Source organism: Sphingobacterium humi, from assembly GCF_009768885.1.
Lineage (GTDB): Bacteria > Bacteroidota > Bacteroidia > Sphingobacteriales > Sphingobacteriaceae > Sphingobacterium > Sphingobacterium humi.
Map to the genome: position 1 here is coordinate 284,886 of NZ_WSQA01000003.1, position 15,325 is coordinate 300,210.

Below are 15,325 nucleotides of genomic sequence, written 5' to 3' on the forward strand. Positions count from 1 at the left end.
AACACGGGCCGCTTAAGTCTCTTTTTATTTCTTAGGGCTAAGGTCTACATCGCATCCGCAGCCTTTGCCACAGCCAGCTTTCGGTTTGTTTTTGTTCGGTATAAAAGAGCGTACAACGAAGTACACTGCTCCGACAAAAAGGATGAAAATAATAATGTATTGAATAAGTAGACCCGTTTCCATTATTTTAAAAGTTGGTATGCGATGAAGGCTGCCAAATAGGCTAGGCCAGTCATGAAGGCTGTTTGGATCAGTGTCCATTTCCAGGATCCTGTTTCCTTACGTACCACGGCAATGGTCGCCATACACTGCATCGCAAATGCGTAAAACAATAATAACGAAATTCCTGAAGCTAAATTGTAGGCGGGTTTGCCGGTATTGGCATTGATCTCCGATTTCATTTTGCCCAATAGGGTGTTCTTTTGCTCGTCGTCTTCAATGTCTACATCGTCGCCTAAACTATAAACCACAGCCATGGTTCCTACAAACACTTCGCGGGCGGCAAAGGAGGAAATCAAACCGATTCCCATCTTCCAATCGTAGCCCAAAGGACGTACAAATGGCTCGATACCCATGCCGATATAACCCAAGAAAGAATGCTCTAATTGATAGGAGCCTACCGCTTTTTCCAGCTCATCGCCTTGCAAATCCGGTGCTTGTTGCGTTACATAGTCTTCCGCTTGGTAGAATTTATCGTTAGGACCAAAGTTACCCAATACCCAAAGGATAATGGAAATCAGGAGGATAATTTTACCAGCATCTAACAAAAAGCCGGAAGCCTTATCCCAAACATTGGTTGCCACGTTTTTCCAATCGGGCATTTTATAGGTAGGTAGTTCGAAAATTAAAAAGGAGGAACGTACGCTTTTGATGATTCGGTTTAAGATTAAGGCCGAGAATAAGGCACCGATGATGCCTAGTAGGTACATTACAAATAAAGCCATACCCTGCATGTTAAAGCCGAGAAAGGTGTCGTCGGGAATAACTAAGCCGATGATGACAATATAAATCGGCAAGCGTGCCGAGCAGGTCATAAACGGCGTAACTAGGATGGTGAGCAAACGCTCTTTTGCGTTTTCAATGTTACGGGCCGACATCACCGCTGGGATGGCACAGGCAGCTCCTGACATCAAAGGGATAACAGACTTTCCGTTTAAGCCGAAAGGCTTTAACCAGCGATCCATTAAGAACACCACGCGGCTCATGTAGCCTGATTCTTCCATAATGGAAAGGAACAGGAAGAGGATTACAATTTGCGGCACGAAAATAACGATACCCCCGATACCTGCCACAATACCATAGATAAAAAGGGAGGCCAAAGGCCCATCGGGCAATACCTCGTCTAGGTAGCTGGTTAAATCGGCAAATGCGCCATCAATCCAATCCATTAACGGACCAGACCAGGCATATATGGCCTGAAAGATCAGAAACAAGAGGCCAAAGAAGATGATATAGCCCAAAACTGGATGCAGCAATAATTTATCGATGCTATTGGTGTTTCCTAACTTTTGGTTTTGCGATTTATTGACAATAGGCGTTAATTCTGCCGTTGTTTTATCGTTACGTAGTAATGATTCTTTTTTCTGTAAATCATGGGCCTGCAAGCCATGGCGGCTTCGGATGTCGGCAAGTTTGCTTTGCAGTTCCGGCGACAGGATGCCTACCTGTTCTTGGGCAAGGTATTGCCAGGTGAGGTAATCGGTGGCCAGTGGAAAAAGCTTGCGTGCTTCGTCCATCGCGGCTTGGTATTCGGTCGGGATTTGAAACCCTCCGAAATATAAACCGGGTTTCTCATCAAGATGTTTAATCAACTGCTCGATACCTTTTCCGGTACGGGCACTGATTTTATAGACCTTGGTTTGCAAGTAGGCTTCGAGTTTGGGGAAATCGATGTCGATTCCCTTATCTGCCATTTCATCGATCATGTTGACCACGAAAATGGCCGGGACTCCTAACTCTCGGGCTTGCTGATATAAAATAATAGACCTTTTGATGGTAGCCGGTTCGGCAACAACCACCGTCAGATCGGGATAGATGCTGTTGTTTTTATCGCTCAATACGTTGAATACGATCTCCTCATCTAAGGAATTTGGGAAGAGGGTATAGGTGCCGGGCAAGTCGACGACATGGTATTTTTTGCCGTTTGCTGTTAAGGTTCCTTCTCGTTTTTCTACGGTAATGCCGGGGTAGTTGCCGACTTTTTGATTGAGTTTGGTAAGCCTGTTAAATAGGGATGTTTTTCCAACGTTTGGATTCCCTAACAGAATAATTGTTGGGTTTGCCATTAGTAGATTTTTTCTGCAAGGATGAGTTTAGCTTCTGATTTTCGGATGGCTATTAAAGCGTTGTTTTCAAGGATATTGACACAGATAGGGCCGTTAAGCGGAGCTTTGTGTTTGATTTCGATTAAAGAACCCGGGTAGAATCCAAGTTCATAAAACTTGGCGGGGATTTCTGGGGATTGGATTTTATTAATTTTTACTTTTTCGCCGATTTTTAGCTTATCCAGGCTAATCACATCTTGCATTCGCTCTTATTTAGAATTAATTTGAATAAAAATATCTCAACGGGAGCAAATATAAACAATTAAAATCTTTTAATTTGTAGGTAGTCACACTAATATATTAAATTATGCCAAAGATAGAAGAGCTAGTAAAGGTTCGTAAATTTGCTAGTGCTTGGCATCGTGCTACTATTAATATAATTTACAGCAGCAATTGGCTGAATGTGGTATTAGAGAAGCGTGCCGGGGCTAAGCAATTGACATTGCAGCAGTTTAACGTATTGCGGGTTTTAAGGGGGCAGTTTCCTAATCCTGTAACGAACAATTTACTGAAAGAACGCTTGCTGACCAAGACGCCCGATATCAGTAGATTGGTGGATCGTATTGTGAGCAAAGGCCTGGTAACCCGTGAAAAGAACCACAGTGACAAACGTGCTGTGGATTTGCTGATTACCCAACGTGGCCTGGACTTGTTGCAGGAAATTGAAAGCTCCATGATGTTGGAGGATGTTCTCCCGAACCACATCTCCGAAGAGGAGTGTATGCTATTGAGTGAACTTTTAGATAAGTTCAGAGGCCCTTCCTACGAGGAAGAGCCAATTAGCTAATGTTGATGGTCGTGATCATGATCGTGGCCCTCATGCTCATGATCATGCCCCTCATGCGAATGGTCGTGGCCTTCATGCGAATGGTCATGATGCTCCTGTGGCTCGCCATGACTGTGCGGCCCGTGGTTATGCTCATGCGGTAATAAGAAGTTGACCAAGGAGACTAATACCCCACATAATACCGCCAACATTTTCTTCTTATTAAAGGTATGGTGATCGGCTGATCCCGATTCAAATAAAATGGTTGTAGAAATATGTAAGAAGATACCGATTACGACCGCCATCATCTTATCAAAGTATTGTGACACATCGCCGATATCACCTTGGGAGATGCCTTTACTAATTAGGAATCCTAGTGGTGTCATGGCCGCGAAAATGGCCACAAATAGGGTGATGGTTTGTCTGGAAAGTTTGGTGTTGATCAATAAACTTCCTAAGGCAAAGGCAGCCGGAATATGGTGGATGGCAATACCAAATACCAGTTCGTTGCGGTGTCCTGAAGCCAAAGGGAAACCTTCTAAAAAGGCGTGCAAACACAAACTGATTAGAATCCCCATTGGGAATTTATGCTCGTGCTGGTGGATATGGCCGTGCTCAATACCTTGCGAGAAATGCTCAAGCACCAGCTGGAATAAGAAACCTCCTAAAATGTATAATCCGATTACTTCGCCCGATGTTTGGCCACTATGGTAAACTTCGGGAATTAAATGCAGTACCGTGATGGCGAATAAATACGCCCCACTGAAGGAAAGGATTAGTTTTAAAAGTTGGGTATTGTCTTTCTTAACAAAGAATACCGCGATACCGCTAATTAAAGCAGAGAAAAATAAGATCGATACAATTAGGAAACTACTCATGCAGAAACTGGTGATGGAATTTGTTTGGGTTCAAAAAAGCGTGGATAAAATCGTTTAAAGAGGTAACCTGTGCCTAAACCTATCAACGCGCCTACAATGGCTCCGCAGAGAATATCGAGCGGATAATGGACGCCTACATAGATTTGGGAAAAGGAAATGGATGCGGCCCATAGGATGCAGAGCCATAAGGTATGTCGCCACTTTCTACGGAATAAGACGATCCAGAAGAAAGCCATGGCGAAATGGTTGGTAGCGTGGGAAGATGTAAAACTGAAACCGGAACCACAGCGCGCCCGAAGATTAACTTCACTTTTGAAAACAACATCGTTACAAGGGCGAACGCGCTTGACAGACTTCTTGATTAAATGGGAAGAAGTGGCATCGGAAATTCCGAAGGTGGCCAAGGTGCAGGCGACAATCAAGATGCCGGTTTTGCCGTAATGCTTGATGAAAAAGATGATCAAAAATAAATAGAGGGGAGACCAGGTATATGGGTTTCGTAAGATTGGCAATAACCAGTCGAAAACTGGGTTGCTGAGTCCTTGGTTGATGGCCAGGAAAAAATCTTGATCGAATTGAATTATTTTTTCTAACATAATATTGGAATAGACTTGTTCGACATTTACTGCTAACCAAATCTAAAAAAAAAATGCAAGTAGCCTGGCTATTATTGCAAATGAAACATTGTTGCAACAAAGATAGGTAAATAATGGAAAAAAAGAATAAAAATCGAATTAATTGTATAAATGCCTTAAATTTACGGGCATTATAAATTTGAACTTGTATGGCATTAATCAAATCAATCTCTGGAATCAGAGGAACTATTGGTGGAAGACCAGGGGATAACCTTACGCCCGTTGACATTGTGAAATTTACGGCTGCTTATGGTAAAATCGTGACGGAAGGAGCGGCAAACAAAACGATCGTTGTCGGTCGGGATGCGCGCATCTCTGGCGAAATGGTTTCCAATTTAGTAATCGGAACCTTGCAAAGCATCGGGATCGATGTTATCGATCTTGGCCTTTCAACAACGCCGACGGTAGAGATTGCTGTTCCGAAGTTGCAAGCAGCAGGAGGGATTATCTTGACGGCCTCGCATAACCCGGGACAATGGAATGCCTTGAAACTATTGAATAGCAAAGGCGAGTTTATTGACGATGCCAAAGGGCAGGAAGTATTGGCCTTGGGCGAAAGCTTAGACTTTGATTTTGCCTATGTGGAAGATCTTGGCAAAGTAACCAAAGACGATAGCTTCTTACAAAAACATATCGATGAGGTATTGGCCTTGGAATTTGTGGATGTGGATGCTATTAAAAAGGCAAACTTTAAAGTTGCGGTAGATGCCGTGAATAGTACTGGTGGTTTCTTTATTCCTGAGTTGTTGAAAGCTTTGGGCGTAGAAACGGTGTACAAGATTCACTGCGAGCCGAACGGACAGTTTCCGCATAATCCGGAACCTTTAAAAGAACACTTAACCGACCTATCGGCAGCTGTTTTATCGAATAAAGCTGATTTAGGTATTGCCGTAGATCCGGATGTAGACCGCTTGGTGTTTATGATGGAAGATGGGGAGCTTTTTGGTGAGGAATATACCTTGGTGGCGGTTTCTGATTTTATCTTAACCCATAAAAAAGGAAATACGGTTTCTAACCTTTCTTCTACACGCGCACTTCGTGATGTGACCTTAAAACATGGCGGTGAGTATTTCGCTGCGGCTGTAGGTGAAGTGAATGTGGTGACGAAGATGAAAGAAGTTGACGCGGTGATGGGTGGTGAAGGAAATGGCGGTGTAATCTATCCGGCTTCCCACTACGGACGTGATGCCTTAGTAGGGGTAGCCTTATTCTTAACGCACTTGGCGAAGTTAGGTAAGAAAGCCTCGGAATACCGTGCTGAGCTTCCGCAATACTTTATGTCGAAGAATAAAATTACCTTGACCCCAGGTTTGGACATCGATAATTTATTGGCGAAGATGCAAGCGAAATACGCGCATGAGCAACATTCGACCATCGATGGATTGAAAATAGACTTCGAGAACGAATGGGTGCATTTGCGTAAATCGAATACAGAGCCTATCATCCGTATTTATTCGGAAGGGCATACACCGGAGGCTGCCGAAGCCATTGCGCAAAAAATTATGAACGAGATTCAGGAAATTGTAGGCTAAGCCTTCCATTTCTCTTATAAATAAATCCCCCAAAACAGCTATTTTTTGTGTTGGGGGATTTTTCGTTATTTACAATATGAATATAAAGAGCCTTTTGTTTGCAGCTTTTACCCTGCTGGCACTTTGCAGCCAGGCACAGACCCAGGTGAATGTGAAAGTGCGCCAAGATTACGCCATCGTTCCGCAGAAAGACCATGCGTTTAGCTTAAAGAAGAAACCTTTTCAGCTGTTGTTTCATGTGAAAAACAACGATGCTTTCCTGATTGCTTTTACACAAGATGCCGACTTGTATCGCTCGGCTATCGGAAAGGCCGATTTGGAAGTGAGCTGGTTCGAGAATACGGGTATGGCGGAAGGCTTCTTCAATGAGGAGAAGACCATCCTACTATCGGATGAAGCACCTAGCTACTGGTATTTTACCGACCTGCAAGATCACCGCTTCGATAAGCATCCGCAAGGAAGGCCAATAGAGTGGACAGCCATACGTACTGTTACACAGGTTTATCAAGTAGAATCTGAGGCTACTATCCCGGTAAAAGACCTACAGAAGCCTTTATACTTTGTTATTTATCAAACGGAGGTGGATGAGGAGCTGAACGTCATCGGGCAGGAAATCCTGAATCATGGGGAGTTAAATTGGCAAAACTAAGCTGCACTTAGATTTTTAAAATAAGTTTGTTTGAGTAGAAAATAAGTTTTATCTTTGCCACTCATTAAATAATAACAATTAATTCATAACAATGTACGCAATAGTAAATATAGCAGGACAGCAATTTAAGGTTGCAAAAGACCAATTCCTTTTTGTACACCGTTTACAAGGAGATGAAGGCGCTAGTATTGAATTTGACAATGTATTGTTAGCAGAGGACGGTGGTAAATTTACTGTAGGTACGCCAAGTATCTCAGGCGCTAAAGTTTCAGCTACGATTTTGTCTCATTTAAAAGGTGAAAAAGTAATCGTTTTCAAGAAAAAACGTCGTAAAGGCTACAAAAAGAAAAACGGTCACCGTCAACAATTCACTAAAATCCAGATCACTGGTATCAGTTTATAATCGAATTTTTAATCTGACGCAAGTCATAAATTAAGATAAAGAAATGGCACACAAAAAAGGTGCGGGTAGTTCCAAGAACGGCCGTGAGTCACATAGTAAGAGATTAGGTATCAAGATTTTTGGTGGTCAACAAGCTATCGCTGGAAACATCATCGTTCGTCAGCGTGGTACACAACACAATCCTGATGCAAACGTAGGTATCGGTAAAGACCATACATTGTATGCTTTAATTGATGGAACAGTAGTTTTCCGCAAAAAAGCAAACAATAAATCTTATGTTTCTGTATTACCTGCAGAAGAAAACAACTAAGGTTTAGTATAAAACATTGAAAAAGGGCTTTGCATTCGCAAAGCCCTTTTTGTTGTGTTCTATATCTTGATGCGTAAAAGATAGGATCTTCCTCCGCAGGTAGAGGCTGCATTAAGCTGCCTGTTCGATTTTCTCTTGTTTCTTTTTGAAGAGGTAAGCGTACGTAATAAGGCTTCCCAGCACTGGAATAAACAGCACAAAAACTACCCATACGAATTTCTCTACCCGGCTAAAGGCAGCAAAGTTTAATACCTTATAGATTACAAAGACTTTCGCTATTAATTCGATGAGCAATAGGATTTGCCATAACAATAGGGGAGTGGAAAAAGCAGAACTAAGGGTTGTCATGTGATGTCGTGCTAGATTTATAATGTAATTAAAATTACGGATTTTTTGTTCAAAACCCAAGTCCTTGGCGTTGCTGTTGCTTGTCCTTGCGCATTTTTGGGCGTAAAGTTGGCCAAGCTGCGGTAGTTTTTGACGGAAGAGTGAGCAATTTTTGAATGGGCTAGTGGTGTTCCAAAAGTGAGCTGGGGAGGAGGGGTATCGGAATCGCCTATAAAAGAAAAGAGGTAAAATTCTATCTACTAGTCTTTTACCTCTTTGATCTGTGGAGAATACCGGATTCGAACCGGTGGCCTCTTGCCTGCCAGGCAAGCGCTCTAGCCAGCTGAGCTAATCCCCCTTGGCGTAGGCCAAAGATATAAAAATGTTTTATTTTTTATCAACTAAAGTTAAATTAAATTTTATCCCATCTGAAGCTTGTACTTCGCGCATAAATTTGCTGAATTCTACATAGCTTTCTACTGGGAAAGTGCCTTCTTTTAATTCCACTTTACGATAATATTTTAGCTTCCCATCCACCTTGGATACGGTCTGATGGTAAGTGGCCATCGGCACTTCTAATTTCTTCTCGTAAGGCAGAATATGCTGCTCCTTCGGATTTGGCAGTTCTATTTCAATTTCATCGATATCTGTATAGCCGCGGTAGATACGGACCGGTTTCTTCCGATTAACAATTTCCGGAATACTGGATCCGCGGTTAAAGATATTGGGATGTAAGGTTAAGCTGTTGCCATTGACAATGCCATAGCGAGGGATATCGATTTGAAGCTCTTCTGTGAGCTCAATCTTGTCGGCGTCTAAGTTATATTTTACCTCAGTAAATTCGATGCGATCGATATCGTATTGCTGACGTAAGGATTTCTTCTGCTCGTCTAGATGCTCGTGATAGTTTGAGAAATGGTTGTCAAATTGGTTGCCTTTATACAAGGTTGATAAGCTGCCGCTCAGTTTGCCACTGGCGTCCAATGTAAGGTTAGATTTGCGATGCTGTAAGCTTTCATCATAGCTGTAGCTTGCGGTGCGCATGATTTTACCGCCATCCTTCGTTACAGCCAATACCAATCGGTTATCTGTGAAATCGCCAAGGTACCCAAAAGGGTAATTCGTACTGGTGCATTCCAACCAGGTTGTGTCATTCTCGAAAGGAATACACACGATGGCATGATTGCCATCCAAGCTAGCAAAGTTAGGGTCAAAGTCGACTTGTTGATTCCCTGCGGTCACAATAGCGTAATAGGAGGGGATCTCGACTACATCCAATAAGGCTTGCATGTAGTTTGCTAAGGCCTTACAATCGCCATAGCCAACGCGATCCACCTGCTCGGCAGGAAAGGGCTCATGACCACCAATCCCAATCTGTACACTGATGTATCGGGTTTTAGTTTGTAGGAATTTGTATAAGGCTTTAGCTTTCTCCTTCGGCGTCGCCATATCGGCGGTCAATTGTTTAATCTGGGCTACGGTTGCAGGCGGTAAGTTGCGTTTGTCTTTTACTAAGTTGCTATTGTACCAAGTACCGAAGGATTGCCAATCTGATATTTTACCCGCAAACTGATAGTACTGAAACTCCTCAGGCATAACCTCCACAATGGTTGCTGATTCTCGACGAATAGGGCTATATGGCTCCACACGATTGGCTGCCATGTTTTCAAAGGTCCAAGTATAGGATTGTGTTTTTCCATTCTTTTCCACTTTGGGGCTAACCGGGCAATTCTTCTCGTTGATTCTAAGCTTGCTGCTTTCAGCTGCCGTAAACTTGAAGATGCTTTTCTCAACCGAAAGGCCTTCTTGGTAGTTTAAAATCCATGCTGGTAATCCAAAAGATTGCTTATAGCGGTATTCATACTCAATAGCTAGCGTATAAGGGTAGTTATTCATCATGGGTTGATACACCTTGACTCTACTGTCGGAGTATAGCGTAGAACTCCCGGAAGCACTATAGTCTTTAAAATCTTTCAGGCCAAATTTACGGATCACTTTACCGTCTTCGTCCAGAATTTCCCCTTTCGCACTTTTGATCTGTCTTACTTTATCATAGCCAAGGGTCTGCTCTGCAAACTTCTCACCGGCTTTATTATGCACCGTAATGATGGTTTTGTTCATAATGTCCACATCATTCGGCGCTTTCATATGGATGGTCATTTCTTCAAGTCTCACCGTTGCAGAAGCGCGGCTAAGCAGCTCTTTGGGGATGTCACTTACAGCGTATTGGGCAAAGGCAGTACTGGAATAGCAGCATATAAAAAGGATAAATCCCGTTACTAATCTCATAATTTCTTGAATTGGAAGTCTGTATTTTGTTGCTGAATCAAGAGGGAGAAGAATTCTTTCAAATGGAAGTACTCTTCTGGAGAATAAATCGCGTTGTTCAAGTTACGCATCTGTTGCACCATTAAGACCCCATCTTGAAATACGGAGCGGTAGCTATATTTTGCGGAGTTCTCCGGCAGGGTAAGGGCCGTATTCTTCGGTGCCCGCTCCAAGGTATAGCCTTGTGGTATTTGAATACTGATATTATAGACCTCCGATTGGGCCGATCCCAAATCCACGTGGAAGTTACGTTCCGTTAAGTTGAATGGATTCTTGCGCTGTCGCTCGAACAGCACCGGATTCATCACCAGCATATTCCCCTGCATATTATCTTTGATATCCATTTCAAAGTCGATGGTTTCCACCAGAGATTCCTCCAGATTATCTTGATTTTTAATCTTCGCACTGAGGATACGTATGCCCGAGGCCTTTTCGATGGCTTTTTCCTCATACTCTTCCAGAGTCGGAAATTCACCCACTTCCGTTCTTTTTATCCAGGCTTCTAATCCGGTATAATACTTATCAATCTTCCCTGTAATCAAGCCCTCCGGACTGATTTTAGCATTGATGTTATAGGTGCTTTTTGTTGGAATCTGATTCACCAAAGAGATCCAGTCGGAATTCACTTTCGAATAGATAATCCTACCGCGGTCATTGATCGATCGGAGGGATAGCAGTCCGAAAGGTAGGTTCTTATCACTTGCATCCAATAGGTAATCCTTGCCATCTATTTTTGCCGATACAATTACTGCATTGAAATCCGTAATCACAGGGTGAATAATGTTCGGGATACCATTCGAACGGGTAGAGATAATTACCGGATAGGCTTCAATATCTGCCAGATTTAACGCCGAGACCAAGCCTAGGTTAATATCGGCCATATTACCTTTCTTGTCTTGTAAAGCATCTTTAATGCCTTTTTCAGCATATTTCCCTAGGTTTTTATTCCAGGTGATATTCTTTTGGATATAGCTATAAATAGCTTTTGCCTGTTGTAATTTGGAAGAGTCCTTATGGATAATCGTTGGCAATATTTTGCTATAGACAGATTTATTCTTAATCTGACCACCAAATTCCTTGTCATTCAGCAACTCCATATCGATATCTTTCCAGGTTCTGGTAAAGTTTTTCAGCAAGCCGTTGGGATCGTGATAGGTTCTTAACTCAAAATTGATGGCCGATAGGTAATTGACAGGTGCCAACATAAAATCCTCCTCTTTAAATGCCGGTACATCTTTCATGATGTAGGTCATGCGGGAGGCGTCTTGTCTTTTGCCGCCCCAAAGGAAGTGTTCCGATAGTTTGGTAGACTTCGTGTCGGATATCGGATAATGTCCTTTCAAGCTGACGTTATATTGGAAAATAGCCGGAATAACAGCGGTATATTCACTTTGAACAGTAGGGATTTCTGACTGGAAATACCAGGTCTTCAAGTTAAAGATCTGCGGAGAGTAAATGCGGTAGCTATATTCGATGATTGAGTTCTCCTGGATATTGGGCAAAGTAAACTTCACCTGATCGTAGTAATCTGTCACCTTCTCCGTGAAGATAGCGTCTTTCTTCAGCTTATCTTCCACAATCTGCCCGTTCACCAGGTTGTAGGTCGAGGCTTTAATCTCTCTGATTTTATCGTATTTACTACCGTATTTAAAGAGGGGAACTTCCACCGTGGCGTGTGTGTCGCCATCTTTCTTCAGGATTTTCTTCCGGATGGTACAGTAGAAGTTGAGGTGTAATCCACCCTCTGACTCTTGGACATCCAATTCAGACCGTCCGATTTCAAATAAAACAATGGCATTGGCGGCGGTATCTATTTGTTGATGGTCTGTCGTAAAATCAGCTACCGTTAATTTGGGTAAATTAGTAGACTGTGCAACAGCCCATGTGCTAGCAAATAACATGCTGCAGCAGGTTAGAAAAAACTTCATAATTGATTGGCTAATGAATATTGCCTTAAATTAATTCATTTTTTGCTAAGTTCCTAGACTAAGAAAAAATATAATTTTTACGTAAAGGTTCTAGGCTTCTAAAAGCTGTTTTTCGTATAACGATGCGTATTCACCATTCATGGTTAATAATTGTTCATGCGTGCCGCGTTCGATAATTTTTCCATCATCGAGCACCAGGATTTGATCCGCGTTTTTAATCGTCGATATCCGGTGGGCAATAATAATGGATGTTTTGCCCTCCATAATCCGGCTGAGGTTATGCAGAATCTCTTCCTCGGTCTTCGTATCTACAGCCGATAGGCAGTCGTCAAAGATGAGGATACTCGGATCTTTCACCAGCGCCCTGGCAATAGATACGCGTTGTTTTTGTCCGCCGGAAAGGGTAATCCCGCGTTCACCCAGGTGTGTTTCAAAGCCATCCTCAAAATGAATGATATTATCATAAACGGCAGCATCTTTAGCTGCTTGTTCAATCTTTGGCATCTCCACGGTATCTAAACCAAAGGCGATATTCCTAGCAATGGTATCTGAGAACAGGAATACCTGCTGCGGAACAAAGCCGATCTGTTCCCGAAGGGATTCCATTCTTAAGGATTTAATGTTTTGCCCGTCGATTTTAATGGCTCCGGCATCCACATCATACATGCGCAACAGCAGGTTCGCCAGGGTCGATTTTCCCGATCCTGTTTTCCCGATGATCGCCAGGGTTTCCCCCTTCGGAATATGGAAACTGATGTTATCGATAGCTTTAATACCCGTATCCGGATAAGTGAACGAAATATCTTGTACCCGGATATCGCCTTCAATTTCCGGCGATTGGCTACCCTCGGCAATTTCCGATTTTGTTTTCAAGAACTCATTGATACGTTTCTGCGAAGCAGCGGCACGTTGCACTAGGGAAGTTACCCAAGCAAGCGACATCGCCGGGAAGGTCAGCTGGTTCACATAAATAATAAACTCCGCAATATTACCCGCTGTGATGTTCCCGTTGTTCACTTCCAAGCCTCCCACATATACGGTAATAATCGTACTGAAGCCCACCAAAAAAATAATCAACGGAAAGAACACCGCCTGCACCTTTACCAAGTTTAAATTGATGTCCTTGTATTTATTACTTTCTTCTTTAAAAGAATCCATCTTATCCTGTTCGCGCGTGTAGGTTTTAATCACACGGATACCCGAAAAGGTTTCTTGCACAAAAGAGGACAAATGGGAAAGCTGTCGTTGGATTCGTTCGCTACGGCGATTGATCACCTTATTCACAAACAGGATCAACACCGAAATAATAGGAATCGGAAGCAAGGAGTAGGTGGCCAGTTTAGCATTTACGCTGTACATGGCGTAAATAATCATGATGGATAGCACCACCGTATTGATTGCATACATAATTGCCGGCCCCAAATAATTACGCACCTGATTTACATCCTCGGTGGCCCGGTTCATTAAATCTCCGGTATTATTCCTGCGGTAGAAGGCGAAATCCAACTCCTGATAATGCTGATAGATCTCGTTCTTGATATCGTATTCAATATGGCGGGAGGTCAGAATTAAGGTCTGCCGCATCATAAACAAGAAAATCCCACGCAGTAAAGCCAAGACCAATACCACCCCACCAAAGAACAATAAGCTGCTGCCAAACACCTGATAGATCAATGCTTGCCGATCGAAGCCGTCGTACAAGCGATACAGATCGATATTATCTTTCACCAAGTCGAAAGCTTCCCGAATCACCTGGGCCGGAAGAATGCCGAAATAGTTGGAAATGATAACGAAGATGACCCCAGGAACAATGCGCCAGCGATATTTATAGAAAAACTTATTGAGGTAGGAGAGTTCTTTCATGCAAGAACAAAAGTAAGGGATAATTTTAAATATTAATAGGTCTGATTATCTGCTGGCTGTTAAAAGAATAGCAATTCTCCGATCCGCTCTGGCCGCTATCGGAAACTAAGGCCTAATTTCCCGTAAAACGATTAACAGGTTGTTAATGCTTTCAGCCAATATTTTGCGATTTTGAATCAAATGACAGGCTTCCCTATTCAAACTCTTAATTCGTGCCGTTTAGGCCTATTATTTTGCGCCGTATACGCTTGGATGCAAAAATATTGCTATTTTTGTAGCTGTAAATAATATACCCTATGCAAAAGGATTCTTCCTCACTTTTTGACTTGATGCGCATATCTGACCATCAGAACCTTTTTTTCTGCACAGATAAAGAGGTTGGCTTGAAAGCGATTGTAGCTATTCATGATACCACATTAGGCCCTGCAATTGGCGGCGTACGTATGTTGCCCTATGCCACAGAAGCGGAAGCAATCGAAGATGCCCTGCGTCTTTCCAAGGCCATTACCTACAAGGCGTCCCTATCCGGATTGAACCTTGGCGGTGGTAGTGCCATTATCATTGGGAATAACCGCACCGAAAAATCAGAAGTTTTGATGCGTCGTTTCGGCCGTTTTATCAACGGGTTGAACGGTAATTTTATCGCTTCCATCGATGTGGGTACCACCCAAAAAGACTTGGAATACATTCATGCAGAAACCAACTACGTAGCAGGTTTGCCGACTTCCTTAAACGGAGCTGGTGATACCACTGTTTTTGCAGCGAAAGGTGTATATTATGGAATTAAGGCCGCCATCAAAGAATTGTATGGCGACGACAACCTAGCCGGCAGAAAAATCGCCGTGCAAGGTGTAGGCTCCGTAGGCGAGCACTTAGTATCCCTTTTACGTGCAGAAAATGCACGCGTCTATGTTTCCGACATGACCGAGGAGCGTAAGATGAAAATTGCCGCAAAATATAAAGCGGAACCGATTACTTATTCCACCAGTTTTGAATTGGATGCCGATGTTTATGCCCCATGTGCATTAGGCGGCACCGTGAATCCAGATACTGTACCGCGTATGCGTTGCAAGATTATCGCCGGATCGGCCAACAACCAATTGTTGGATGAAGAGGTAACCACCAAACTATTGAAAGATAACAATATCTTGTACACACCAGATTTCTTAATCAATTCAGGTGCTTTAATCAGCTGTTTCTCTGAATTAGAAGGCTATGGTGCCGATCGTACAGATTATTTAATCCGTCATATATACACGGCAACAAGACACGTTATCCAGAAGGCTAACGAAGAGAATATTTCAACCTATCAGGCGGCCAAGGAACTTGCTGAAAAGCGCATCGCCGATATGAAGAAATTGAAATAATAGTATAATATCGTT

15 protein-coding genes and 1 tRNA gene are annotated in these 15,325 nt (G+C 42.8%); 6 read left to right on the forward strand and 10 right to left on the reverse strand.

Annotation, left to right across the window (positions count from 1 at the left end):
• Nucleotides 1–24 precede the first annotated feature (24 nt).
• Genes GQF63_RS19940 through GQF63_RS05385 form a run of 3 tightly spaced genes read right to left on the reverse strand, consistent with a single transcriptional unit; the run spans nt 25 to nt 2,527 of the window.
• On the reverse strand, nt 25–261 hold the full coding sequence (locus tag GQF63_RS19940) for a FeoB-associated Cys-rich membrane protein (protein WP_425500383.1): 237 nt from the start codon (nt 259–261) through the stop codon (nt 25–27).
• A complete protein-coding gene (gene feoB, locus GQF63_RS05380; RefSeq protein WP_160368090.1) occupies nt 183–2,285 on the reverse strand; it encodes a ferrous iron transport protein B in 2,103 nt (700 codons plus the stop codon). The genes GQF63_RS19940 and feoB overlap by 79 nt, the downstream gene beginning before the upstream one ends.
• Nucleotides 2,285–2,527, reverse strand: a complete 243-nt coding sequence (locus GQF63_RS05385; RefSeq protein ID WP_160368091.1) for a FeoA family protein — start codon at nt 2,525–2,527, stop codon at nt 2,285–2,287. The genes feoB and GQF63_RS05385 overlap by 1 nt, the downstream gene beginning before the upstream one ends.
• 104 nt (nt 2,528–2,631) lie before the next feature.
• Here GQF63_RS05385 and GQF63_RS05390 point away from each other — a divergent pair, with 104 nt between their 5' ends.
• Nucleotides 2,632–3,111, forward strand: coding sequence for a MarR family winged helix-turn-helix transcriptional regulator (locus GQF63_RS05390; RefSeq protein WP_160368092.1), 480 nt, complete (start codon nt 2,632–2,634; stop codon nt 3,109–3,111).
• Here GQF63_RS05390 and GQF63_RS05395 read toward each other — a convergent pair.
• A complete protein-coding gene (locus GQF63_RS05395) occupies nt 3,108–3,968 on the reverse strand; it encodes a ZIP family metal transporter (RefSeq protein WP_160368093.1) in 861 nt (286 codons plus the stop codon). The genes GQF63_RS05390 and GQF63_RS05395 overlap by 4 nt on opposite strands.
• Entirely contained in the window at nt 3,965–4,564 is a 600-nt protein-coding gene (locus GQF63_RS05400) for a phosphatase PAP2 family protein (RefSeq protein ID WP_160368094.1), read from the reverse strand. The genes GQF63_RS05395 and GQF63_RS05400 overlap by 4 nt, the downstream gene beginning before the upstream one ends.
• Before the next feature lie 188 nt (nt 4,565–4,752).
• Here GQF63_RS05400 and glmM point away from each other — a divergent pair, with 188 nt between their 5' ends.
• The 4 genes from glmM to rpmA all read left to right on the forward strand — a co-directional run bounded on the left by glmM (nt 4,753) and on the right by rpmA (nt 7,497).
• Nucleotides 4,753–6,135, forward strand: a complete 1,383-nt coding sequence (gene glmM, locus GQF63_RS05405; protein ID WP_160368095.1) for a phosphoglucosamine mutase — start codon at nt 4,753–4,755, stop codon at nt 6,133–6,135.
• 76 nt (nt 6,136–6,211) lie between these two features.
• Complete coding sequence (locus GQF63_RS05410; RefSeq protein ID WP_160368096.1) at nt 6,212–6,784, forward strand: hypothetical protein; 573 nt, start codon at nt 6,212–6,214, stop codon at nt 6,782–6,784.
• A gap of 91 nt (nt 6,785–6,875) precedes the next feature.
• Nucleotides 6,876–7,187 carry a 50S ribosomal protein L21 gene (rplU, locus tag GQF63_RS05415; RefSeq protein WP_160368097.1) on the forward strand — a complete coding sequence of 104 codons (312 nt, stop codon included), beginning with the start codon at nt 6,876–6,878 and terminating at the stop codon, nt 7,185–7,187.
• A gap of 43 nt (nt 7,188–7,230) precedes the next feature.
• Nucleotides 7,231–7,497 (forward strand): 50S ribosomal protein L27, encoded by a 267-nt coding sequence (gene rpmA, locus GQF63_RS05420; RefSeq protein ID WP_160368099.1) that lies wholly within the window; start codon nt 7,231–7,233, stop codon nt 7,495–7,497.
• 111 nt (nt 7,498–7,608) lie between these two features.
• Here rpmA and GQF63_RS05425 read toward each other — a convergent pair whose 3' ends face one another.
• The 5 genes from GQF63_RS05425 to GQF63_RS05445 all read right to left on the reverse strand — a co-directional run bounded on the left by GQF63_RS05425 (nt 7,609) and on the right by GQF63_RS05445 (nt 13,943).
• On the reverse strand, nt 7,609–7,845 hold the full coding sequence (locus tag GQF63_RS05425) for a hypothetical protein (RefSeq protein ID WP_160368101.1): 237 nt from the start codon (nt 7,843–7,845) through the stop codon (nt 7,609–7,611).
• Nucleotides 7,846–8,108: 263 nt separating this feature from the next.
• Nucleotides 8,109–8,182 (reverse strand) — tRNA-Ala (locus GQF63_RS05430).
• A 29-nt stretch (nt 8,183–8,211) separates the two neighbouring features.
• Nucleotides 8,212–10,113: a DUF3857 domain-containing transglutaminase family protein gene (locus GQF63_RS05435; protein WP_160368102.1), complete on the reverse strand. Its 1,902-nt coding sequence runs from the start codon at nt 10,111–10,113 to the stop codon at nt 8,212–8,214.
• The gene (locus GQF63_RS05440; protein ID WP_212592473.1) at nt 10,110–12,053 is read right to left on the reverse strand and encodes a DUF3857 domain-containing protein; all 1,944 of its coding nucleotides are present in this window, start codon (nt 12,051–12,053) and stop codon (nt 10,110–10,112) included. The genes GQF63_RS05435 and GQF63_RS05440 overlap by 4 nt, the downstream gene beginning before the upstream one ends.
• A 117-nt stretch (nt 12,054–12,170) precedes the next feature.
• A complete protein-coding gene (locus GQF63_RS05445; RefSeq protein ID WP_160368104.1) occupies nt 12,171–13,943 on the reverse strand; it encodes an ABC transporter ATP-binding protein in 1,773 nt (590 codons plus the stop codon).
• 296 nt (nt 13,944–14,239) lie between these two features.
• Between GQF63_RS05445 and GQF63_RS05450 the strand changes: the two genes are divergently transcribed.
• The gene (locus GQF63_RS05450; protein ID WP_160368105.1) at nt 14,240–15,310 is read left to right on the forward strand and encodes a Glu/Leu/Phe/Val family dehydrogenase; all 1,071 of its coding nucleotides are present in this window, start codon (nt 14,240–14,242) and stop codon (nt 15,308–15,310) included.
• Nucleotides 15,311–15,325 lie beyond the last annotated feature (15 nt).

Bases quoted from the DNA above. Each gene is read 5' to 3' on its own strand.
- GQF63_RS05445 (WP_160368104.1), bottom strand. From the start codon at position 13,943: ATGAAAGAACTCTCCTACCTCAATAAGTTTTTCTATAAATATCGCTGG.
- GQF63_RS05440 (WP_212592473.1), bottom strand. From the start codon at position 12,053: ATGTTATTTGCTAGCACATGGGCTGTTGCACAGTCTACTAATTTACCC.
- GQF63_RS05385 (WP_160368091.1), bottom strand. From the start codon at position 2,527: ATGCAAGATGTGATTAGCCTGGATAAGCTAAAAATCGGCGAAAAAGTA.
- GQF63_RS05435 (WP_160368102.1), bottom strand. From the start codon at position 10,113: ATGAGATTAGTAACGGGATTTATCCTTTTTATATGCTGCTATTCCAGT.
- GQF63_RS05390 (WP_160368092.1), top strand. From the start codon at position 2,632: ATGCCAAAGATAGAAGAGCTAGTAAAGGTTCGTAAATTTGCTAGTGCT.
- glmM (WP_160368095.1), top strand. From the start codon at position 4,753: ATGGCATTAATCAAATCAATCTCTGGAATCAGAGGAACTATTGGTGGA.
- rpmA (WP_160368099.1), top strand. From the start codon at position 7,231: ATGGCACACAAAAAAGGTGCGGGTAGTTCCAAGAACGGCCGTGAGTCA.
- GQF63_RS19940 (WP_425500383.1), bottom strand. From the start codon at position 261: ATGGACACTGATCCAAACAGCCTTCATGACTGGCCTAGCCTATTTGGC.
- rplU (WP_160368097.1), top strand. From the start codon at position 6,876: ATGTACGCAATAGTAAATATAGCAGGACAGCAATTTAAGGTTGCAAAA.
- GQF63_RS05410 (WP_160368096.1), top strand. From the start codon at position 6,212: ATGAATATAAAGAGCCTTTTGTTTGCAGCTTTTACCCTGCTGGCACTT.
- GQF63_RS05450 (WP_160368105.1), top strand. From the start codon at position 14,240: ATGCAAAAGGATTCTTCCTCACTTTTTGACTTGATGCGCATATCTGAC.
- GQF63_RS05400 (WP_160368094.1), bottom strand. From the start codon at position 4,564: ATGTTAGAAAAAATAATTCAATTCGATCAAGATTTTTTCCTGGCCATC.
- GQF63_RS05395 (WP_160368093.1), bottom strand. From the start codon at position 3,968: ATGAGTAGTTTCCTAATTGTATCGATCTTATTTTTCTCTGCTTTAATT.
- GQF63_RS05425 (WP_160368101.1), bottom strand. From the start codon at position 7,845: ATGACAACCCTTAGTTCTGCTTTTTCCACTCCCCTATTGTTATGGCAA.
- feoB (WP_160368090.1), bottom strand. From the start codon at position 2,285: ATGGCAAACCCAACAATTATTCTGTTAGGGAATCCAAACGTTGGAAAA.